General features: G+C 40.2%; 10 protein-coding genes and 1 pseudogene. 5 read left to right on the top strand and 6 right to left on the bottom strand.

Going from position 1 to position 8,350, the window contains the following annotated elements; genetic code table 11:
* Positions 1-302 precede the first annotated feature (302 nt).
* Genes LC574_RS14985 through LC574_RS14975 form a run of 3 tightly spaced genes read right to left on the bottom strand, consistent with a single transcriptional unit; the run spans position 303 to position 1,092 of the window.
* Positions 303-704, bottom strand: coding sequence for a type II toxin-antitoxin system VapC family toxin (locus LC574_RS14985; RefSeq protein ID WP_229454258.1), 402 nt, complete (start codon positions 702-704; stop codon positions 303-305).
* Positions 705-932, bottom strand: a complete 228-nt coding sequence (locus tag LC574_RS14980) for an antitoxin (RefSeq protein ID WP_229454257.1) — start codon at positions 930-932, stop codon at positions 705-707.
* Between the two features lie 34 nt (positions 933-966).
* Complete coding sequence (locus LC574_RS14975; protein ID WP_229454256.1) at positions 967-1,092, bottom strand: DUF433 domain-containing protein; 126 nt, start codon at positions 1,090-1,092, stop codon at positions 967-969.
* A 633-nt stretch (positions 1,093-1,725) separates the two neighbouring features.
* On the opposite strand from LC574_RS14975, the gene LC574_RS14970 reads away from it, so the two are divergent.
* Positions 1,726-1,989 carry a hypothetical protein gene (locus tag LC574_RS14970; protein WP_229454255.1) on the top strand — a complete coding sequence of 88 codons (264 nt, stop codon included), beginning with the start codon at positions 1,726-1,728 and terminating at the stop codon, positions 1,987-1,989.
* Between the two features lie 229 nt (positions 1,990-2,218).
* A pseudogene (locus LC574_RS14965) lies at positions 2,219-2,614 on the top strand (hypothetical protein).
* Positions 2,615-2,758: 144 nt separating this feature from the next.
* Here LC574_RS14965 and LC574_RS14960 read toward each other — a convergent pair.
* Together LC574_RS14960 and LC574_RS14955 are read right to left on the bottom strand one after the other, a co-directional pair.
* On the bottom strand, positions 2,759-3,367 hold the full coding sequence (locus LC574_RS14960; RefSeq protein ID WP_229454254.1) for a DUF4276 family protein: 609 nt from the start codon (positions 3,365-3,367) through the stop codon (positions 2,759-2,761).
* On the bottom strand, positions 3,364-4,518 hold the full coding sequence (locus LC574_RS14955; protein WP_229454253.1) for an AAA family ATPase: 1,155 nt from the start codon (positions 4,516-4,518) through the stop codon (positions 3,364-3,366). Before LC574_RS14955 ends, LC574_RS14960 begins: the two co-directional genes overlap by 4 nt.
* Before the next feature lie 188 nt (positions 4,519-4,706).
* On the opposite strand from LC574_RS14955, the gene LC574_RS14950 reads away from it, so the two are divergent.
* The 3 genes from LC574_RS14950 to LC574_RS14940 are packed head-to-tail and all read left to right on the top strand — an operon-like array spanning position 4,707 to position 6,996.
* The gene (locus LC574_RS14950) at positions 4,707-5,465 is read left to right on the top strand and encodes an ATP-binding cassette domain-containing protein (protein ID WP_229454252.1); all 759 of its coding nucleotides are present in this window, start codon (positions 4,707-4,709) and stop codon (positions 5,463-5,465) included.
* Entirely contained in the window at positions 5,462-6,091 is a 630-nt protein-coding gene (locus LC574_RS14945) for an ABC transporter permease (protein ID WP_229454251.1), read from the top strand. The genes LC574_RS14950 and LC574_RS14945 overlap by 4 nt, the downstream gene beginning before the upstream one ends.
* Complete coding sequence (locus LC574_RS14940) at positions 6,091-6,996, top strand: glycine betaine ABC transporter substrate-binding protein (protein WP_229454250.1); 906 nt, start codon at positions 6,091-6,093, stop codon at positions 6,994-6,996. Before LC574_RS14945 ends, LC574_RS14940 begins: the two co-directional genes overlap by 1 nt.
* Before the next feature lie 989 nt (positions 6,997-7,985).
* On the opposite strand, the gene LC574_RS14935 is transcribed toward LC574_RS14940, so the two are convergent.
* Positions 7,986-8,350: Uma2 family endonuclease (locus LC574_RS14935; RefSeq protein ID WP_229454249.1), on the bottom strand; the 365-nt coding region annotated here is incomplete at its 5' end.

The raw sequence follows: 8,350 nt of genomic DNA, 5'->3' as shown, positions 1-8,350 counted from the left end.
TCTACAAATGCGATCGCCTATGGGCAGGTATGCCATCGCTTTTCTCTTGATTGGTGATCAGTCAATACAGTTCAGTTAAGCATTTCTTCCTTCTCTCTGCGTCCTTGGCGTCTTGGCGGTTCGTTAAAAAAATTGACTTTGTAACAGCCAAGTTCAGCAAGAATATCTTCTGGGGAAAACGGCTGTCTTTTAGCCTAACGCAATGGAAGTTATGATACCTTTGGCAACCCCTTTGGGGAACGGCAGAAGCTGCCGATCATTCTGCCTCCCCTACTTAAGATTTACTAATAACCATAATACAGCTACTCAACCCAGTTCTCTAATAACAGCGTAGGAATGCGAGAAAATTCTCGGACATTATTGGTAACAAGGGTAACTCCTAAACTTAGAGCATGAGCGGCTATGAGCATATCCATTGCACCAATGATGAGTCCTCTACTTTCGAGATCGCTTCTAATGCTGCCGTAAATTGTCGCAGATGCTTGATTGAATTCAACAATTTCTAAAGGTAGCAAAAATTGTAGCAGGGCGGTGCGGTTTTTCTCTTGCTGTTCGCTTTTAGCAACTCCATATTCAAGTTCAGCAACTGTGATGGAGGAGATACTTACATCAGAAATGCTCAGGGTTTGAAATTTATCCAGCACTTTTTGGGGTTTTTGCTTGATGAGGTAAATGCAGATATTGGTATCAAGCAGGTATCGCATTTACAAACTCTCTCTGGTGTCGATGAGTGGTTGATCTCTAGTAGTCATAAAATCATCGGAGAAATTGTCTAGACTGTCGATGAGAGATTGCCAGGGGTTATCTTTGGCAATAAGAATAATAGCGTTCCCAATTTTTTTGATATAGACTTCTGTGCCAGTGAGTTGAAAATCTTCGGGCAAAATAACGACTTGGTGAGTGCCATCAGTGATCAGTTTGGCGGTGTTCATGATATTACTTTTCTTCTGTTGCTGTTGCTTATCGTTAAACTTGTTTGTACCAGATGGCTATGCGCCTGACTGTCACCCCTGTACCAGCAATAATCGGACAACCGCCGTGGATTCCAGGATGATGGTTAATTAGTGTACCAATATCAGTAATAGTTGTCAAAACTTGTTCTCCTAAATATCTTACACTAAATATTATTCTCTATAAAATTCATTACAGACTCACCAGCTTTATACTCAGCGCGAACTGCTTCAATTTCTGCCAGTGTTTCTGCATCGTCTTCATATAACGCTTCTTCGGCTTCAAAAATTTGTTGCTCAATTAGTTCTTGAAGTTGACGTTTTTCTGTTAAATCAAGGGAAGATATTGCTTCTGCTAAAGTTTCTAAGGAGAGTTGTAATTTAACTAGGACTTACGCAAAAATTGCTAAAAAGCTTAATTTATCGAACCGCCAAGACGCCAAGAGCGCCGAGAATTCGTAGAGTGTGCGTAAGTCCTATTAACAATAGCTGGCATTTTTATCCTTTTGGGTGTGTTTTTTTCGCATTTTGACACCGTTATGCTGATTTTAACAGTTATATTTTTGTCAAGCCCAAAGTCTTTGGGTTGTGTTTCAGGGTAAATGCATCTAAACTTCAGCCTTGTGAGGTACAACACAGCAATTGGATTTGCCTAACTTGCGATCGCCCTTCTACAACACACTACTAACTATCTCTCATAAACTGCATAGTTTACCGCCGTAGGCATCGCCCACAAAAGTTTTGCCTACGCAGCCATATCCATCAACAAACTGCTTTGCGTCTATGCACTCCCCAACTTACGGGAGCCGCTACACAACTTACGGGAGCCGCTACAGAACTTATGGGAGCAGCTACAGAACTTATGGGAGCAGCTACAGAACTTATGGGAGCAGCTACAGGACTTACGGGAGCAGCTACAGGACTTACGGGAGCAGCTACAGAACTTATGGAAGCAGCTACAGAACTTACGGGAGCAGCTACAGAACTTACGGGAGCAGCTACAGAACTTACGGGAGCTTATAAATACCAACATCTATAGCAATCCTATCTGATTTGTGAAAATTCTCAGTGTCCAGATCCCCGACTTCTTTAAGAAGTCGGGGATCTAACTTTTCACGAATGATTTAGGATTGCTATAGTAATTAAGTTACGAAAAATTACTGTTATCAATCAAAAATTTTAGTAGAAAAAATTGCGAGTTTTACTGAACCGGAATGTAGTTTAATTGAGGTAAGCTAGCTCTAGCAGCATCTTAAAGGAGTAATTTTATGTCTCGTAAAAAACGCACATCCCGTACTTTAGAAAAAGTTGAGTTAAGATCCGCTGGGATGAAATCGATTGTTCCAAGCATTAAATTTGAACAAGATTATACTTTAGAAAAACTGATTGAGTCAATCGAACAGTTACGTAACAAACTTGATGTTTATAATACCGCTCTGTCTGTGGTTGACTCTTCTTAAACTGAAATTGAAGAAATGGAAAAAAATTTGAGTCAGCTTTCTGAAAAAATGTTAATGGTAGTTGCTATCAAGTACGGCAAAGACAGCCGCGAATATGAAATGGCGGGTGGTGTTCGCTATAGCGATCGCATCCGCAAAATCAGGTCGAGCCGCTTGAAAAATGTTGCAGAACAAACATTAGATGAGAATAGTAAAACTGCATAGTACAAGATGACTTCAGTACAGACGCGATTAATCGCGTCTCTCCTAACTCTTTACTGAGCATTCAGCACTGCTTTGATTACCACCTTAAACAGCTTCCTAGACTAGTCCAATATTTAATTCTAAGTAGGTGGGCAATCTGTTCAGTCATTGAATCAAATTAACCTCACAAAGAGATAAAATAGTATTTATAAATGATTTTAATTCAGGACACTGATTAACCGAAATCATCAAATCTTGGTTTTTTAAAATTCTTTTAACATCACGGATTTTACTGTAACTATTTTGACATTTGCCTATTTCAAATATTTCCTTAATACGATGTGATGGTGATTTACCATGATTCACCTGTTCAGGTAAACCGCTTGGTGCTGATTTATCAGATTTGGCTAATTTCTGAATTGTTGACCAATAAGGTAATAACCAAGCTTCAAAATCATATTGTGCTGCATGGGGATAAAAATTAGGGTTATTTCCTACCCAATCCGTCATTTTAGCTTTAGCCTCTGCTGCATCTTGAAAATCATTTGTTCCTGTGTAAACATCTGTTAGTGCAATCACAGCATTGAAAACATCTTTACCTGTGAGTAAATTCTCAACAGAACGCTTAAGTTTTTCTCCTTTAGGAATGCGCCCATCATAAGGTATAAACTTAAGTTTGGGCATTTTTTGTTGCAAGCGTGACTCAAGAAAATCTCGTAAAATTGGCTCAAAAGCTTTTTCTGTTGCACCCTCAACTAAAATTGCTATTCTCATGGACGACCACCAATTAAGTTCATCGCCCAAATCTGATCTAAACTATAATCTTCTAGCCATTTTTTTAAATCAAAAGAGTCACCCCAATTCATAGTTGTTAAACCATCCTCAGAATCACAAACTAGCACTTCTTCAGGTTTTAAAAATCTTATTAATCTATCTGAATGGGTTGCCACAATTAGCTGAGTTCTTTGGGCAGCTTCGCGCATTAAATCAGCTAGTAGCTGTAATAATTCTGGATGTAAACTGACTTCTGGCTCATCAATAAGAGTAACAGCAGTTAAATCTGGACTTTGCAGAAGTGCCACTAACCAAAGAAACCGCAAAGTCCCCTCAGACAACTGGTGCATATAAAGAGGCTTAGAAAAATTTTTGTCTTTCCAAGTCATTGCTAAAGTTCCTGCTGCTACTGGTGGGAACGATAAACGCTCAAAATCTGGAAATGCAGCAGCAAGGGTATCTCCAATAATTTCAAATCGTTCTGAATCGGTTTCTCGCAAATAATAAAGGCAGGAAACTAAATCTTCTCCATGCGAACCTGGTAAGGTCACTGGACGCATTGATTGAGGTAAACGAACTGGGCTTTTAGGAGCAACATTTAAAGCTCCATAAAAAGTACAGGAAGCTAATCTTTTCCGCAGATTCTCTGGCTCTTGGTACATTTTTGGAACTTGAGAAAGAGAGGTTTCTAAGGGATTATGATCCCAATTGGGACGCACAATTTTTTGAATCTCTGGACTGAAATACTTAACATCCAAACCGCGAGATTCAATGTGCTTAAATGGTTCTAATGCAGAGGAATCATTTTGTTGAGTTAGTGTTTCTAAAGCAATTTCATACGCTAACCCTTTAGGAGCGACTTCTAGGCGATAGTCGAGTGGCGCATAACCAGGCACAGTCATAGACAAAGAAATTATTATACTTTTAGCCCGATCGCGGGTCATAATATCACTCAGTCCGCCCAATTCGGAAATTTTGTTTCCTAGTTGACCATTTGCTGATGCTGCTAAAAGTGAAAAAATTTCTAACAGAGAGGTTTTACCTACACCATTAGCACCAATCATCGCCGTTAAGGGCCGTTCATGCATATCGACTTGTACATTATACAAACGACGATATCCTTCAATTGTTATACTTTGAAACGAGTTCATAATATAGTTATTACCAACTGTTATACCTATTGCTTTCTACTGTCCGCACTTTCTGATCTCCCCTTACTGTAAAGCCTTAAGGCAATTCTTGGCAGTATCTACAAAATCTGAATAGAGCAAATTGGGGATTAGCACGCTAACAAAATCAGCACATAATACATATAGCTAGCGTCCACCAAAAGCCATTCATGCCGCAAAATAATCAAACTGCTGTCGAATTCCGCGATGTCACCTTTAGCCGCAATCATCGCGTCTTGGTGTCAAATCTCAACTTCACCATCCGCCAAGGAGAAGCACTGGTATTACTTGGGCGCAGTGGTAGCGGCAAAACTACAACAATGAAGTTAATTAATCGCCTATTTACACCTACACAAGGCGAAGTTTTATTTGATGGTATTCCCACAACTCAATGGGATGAAATTAAACTGCGCCGAAAAATTGGTTATGTCATTCAAGAAATTGGTTTATTTCCCCATTTTACAGTTGAACGCAATGTGGGTTTAGTGCCGGCTTTGGAAGGTTGGCAACCGAAACAAATTAAAACGCGGGTTTATGAGTTGTTGCAATTAGTGGGCTTAGAACCAGCACAATTCGCCGGACGTTACCCGCACGAACTTTCGGGAGGACAAAGGCAAAGAGTCGGGGTAGCTAGGGCTTTAGCAGCAGATCCGCCAGTGTTGTTGATGGATGAACCCTTTGGCGCACTCGATCCAATTACGCGCCTAGAACTTCAACAAGAGTTTCGGCATTTGCAGCAAGAGTTAGGCAAAACTGTTGTGTTTGTCACCCACGATATTCAAGAAGCATTTGTTTTGGCATCGAGAATTGGTTTAATGTATGGGGGAGAATTGGTAGTATTGGAGGCAAAGGATGAATTTATGCGATCGCAACATCCAGAAAGCCTTGCCTTTCTCCAATGTCTGCGTACTTTGCAAGACACTTTATGAACAATTTCTTCCTCGTTAAGTATGCCCCAGAAATTCTTCAGCATACTCTAGAACACTTATTTTTGGTAGGCATTGCAATTGGAATTGCCATACTTCTAGGCATTCCATTAGGTATTTTAATTACACGTAAAACTTATTTTCGCCAACCAATCCTCGGTATAGCAAATATTTTCCAAACTATTCCTAGTCTGGCACTATTTGGCTTACTCATCCCTGTTCCTATAATTGGCGGAATTGGCGCAGTACCAGCAATTGTTGCTCTGACTGTATACTCCTTGTTGCCGATAATTCGTAACACTTACACAGGTATTACTAACGTAGATCCAGCGATTCGAGAAGCTGGGAGAGGCATGGGAATGACGGATAGACAATTGTTGTTGCAAGTTGAGATTCCCTTATCACTGGGAGTCATTCTGGCAGGGGTGCGAGTAGCAACGGTAATTGCCATTGGTATTGCAACTATTGCAGCAGCCATTGGTGCAGGTGGTTTGGGAGTATTTATTTTTCGCGGCATATCAGTAGTGAATAATCAGTTAATTTTAGCTGGTGCAGTTCCGGCGGCGGTAATTGCATTACTAGCTGACTTTGCGATTGGCTGGATGGAGAATAAATTAAAAATTAAGTAATGAAAAGATTTTTGACGCCTTTATTTGTAAGTTTTGCTGTGTTCTTGCTAATCACTGGCTGCACACCGAATTTAAATAATAGTAGCAATGATGCTGATATTATCGTTGCTTCCAAAGATTTTACCGAACAAGATATTTTAGGTGAACTTTTAGCACAGCAAATCGAGGCAACAACTAATTTAAAAGTAGTTCGTCGCCCTCGTTTGGGTGGTTCTTTTGTTTGTCATAATGCTATTAATGCTGGCATAATTGATGCTTATATTGAGTATACAGGCACAGCTTTGACTGCAATTTTAAAGCAAAAACCAGTTAATGGCTCCAAAGAAGTTTATGAAATAGTAAAACAAACTTATGCCCAGCAATTCAATCTGGAAGTGATGCCAAGCTTGGGTTTTGAAAATACTTTTGCGATGATTATTCGGGGTGATGATGCCAAGCGCTACAATATTCAAACTCTCACCCAAGCTACTGAATATACACCGCAGTGGCGCGGTGGTTTCGGTTACGAATTTTTAGAACGGGAAGATGGTTTTCCTGGATTAGCGAAAACTTACGATTTACGTTTTGCAAAACCTCCTCAAATCATGGATTTGGGTTTAATATATCGTGCTTTGATTCAAAAACAAGTGGATATGGTGGCGGGTAATTCCACTGATGGCCAGATTTCTCGCTTGGGTTTAGTTGTCTTAAAAGATGATAAACAGTATTTTCCGCCTTATGAAACTGTGCCAATTGTTCGGGAAGAAACTTTAAAAAAATATCCGGAATTAAGAAATGCGATCGCTTCACTTGCTGGAAAGATTTCGGCAGATGAAATGCGGCAGTTAAATTATTTAGTTGAGGGGGAATTACGTGAGATTAAAGATGTTGTCCAGGAGTTTCGCAAATCAAAGGGGTTAAAATAATTCGTAATGACGCTCTCTACGAGACGCTAAAAGCGAACGCGGACACGAGAAAGCGCGTCGCTAACGTAATTCGTAATTCGTAATTAAGGGTTAGGTTATATCTTGCACCTGCCTATCCCGCCTGAGAATAAATTCTCTTTTCTTATAGCCCAAGTCCACTAAGGGTGGACTACAACCTTTACTTAGTCTTCTTTAGAAGACTTTAGCTATAAGCCAATACGCCTGGGTTAAGAAGAATCGTAGGTTGGGTTGAACGAAGTCAAACCCAACAAAGCCTTGATAATGTTGGGTTTCGTTCCTCAACCCAACCTACATTGGAGTTATTTTTTAGCGTTAGAGGTTGTTTGAAAAGCTATATTTGTTACCCAAAGTGTCTAATACCCCCCCTAACCCACGCCACTTGCTTGGCTGTCGGCAGAGCCGCAAGGGCGCAGTGGCTCCCCCTTGTAAAGGGAGGGGAATAGTCTCTTACAGCTATTTTCAGGTAAATAGACCACGCGGTAGGAGTTTAGCAATGCTCATACGTGTCAACTTAAGCTAAAAATCGCTTATCTGTTGGCTTCCACGCCCGCCCAGAAATGAATTTCAGGGCTAATAGCTAAAGTCTACTCAAGTAGACTTTAGATTTTTGGTTATTATATTTAGTCATCTTCAGATGACTTCCGCTATTAGCAAGGAACTTCAGTTCCTTGCGGCACATGACTTTTACGTTAAGTTGACACCTATGAGCATTGCGCTTTACCCCTACAACAGATGTGGTTCAAATACATGAAAACTGCTGTAAGCCCCCCAATACATCAGGGGGTTGGGGGGGTAATGTCAGAATTTAATGTGCTATACGACACTTTTCAAACATCCTCTTAACTGAACCGTATTGAGCTATAAGCCTCAAAATTCATTCTGAGGCGTTCGTGGGGACTGGTGCAAGTTCTGAGTTAGCGTAACGCACCGAAAACTGAAATGGTGCGTTACGGAAGCCATAACACACCCTACTGTTGTTCACGCAAAAAGTTCTTTAACCACTTAATGACTTCACTTGTTGTTTGCTCGTTGGCCATTTTGAGACATTGCTGCACAATTTCTCTGACGTTAGGAAAGTAGCTGCTTTCTGTAAGCAGATAACTTTCTTTCTGCAATCTATAAATTAATAGCCGATTACTCTTTAATATCCAGACTTCTGGTACTCGATAAGGTAAGAAATCATTAATGTCGGTGTAGCTTGTAACATCTATTTCAATTGCTAAATCTGGTGGTGGATCTGACTCCCAATCAATTCTTTTTTTGCCTACTACTGCTCTGCAATTTTCAATGTAAAAGCAAAAGTCTGGTTCAATACCACTAATTTCTGGCAAGC

Origin of the sequence: Nostoc sp. CHAB 5715 (assembly GCF_020829685.1) — a bacterium.
Taxonomy (GTDB): Bacteria; Cyanobacteriota; Cyanobacteriia; order Cyanobacteriales; family Nostocaceae; genus Nostoc.
Note: the sequence above shows the minus strand (reverse complement) of the source record. Positions and strands in the feature narration are given on the sequence as shown.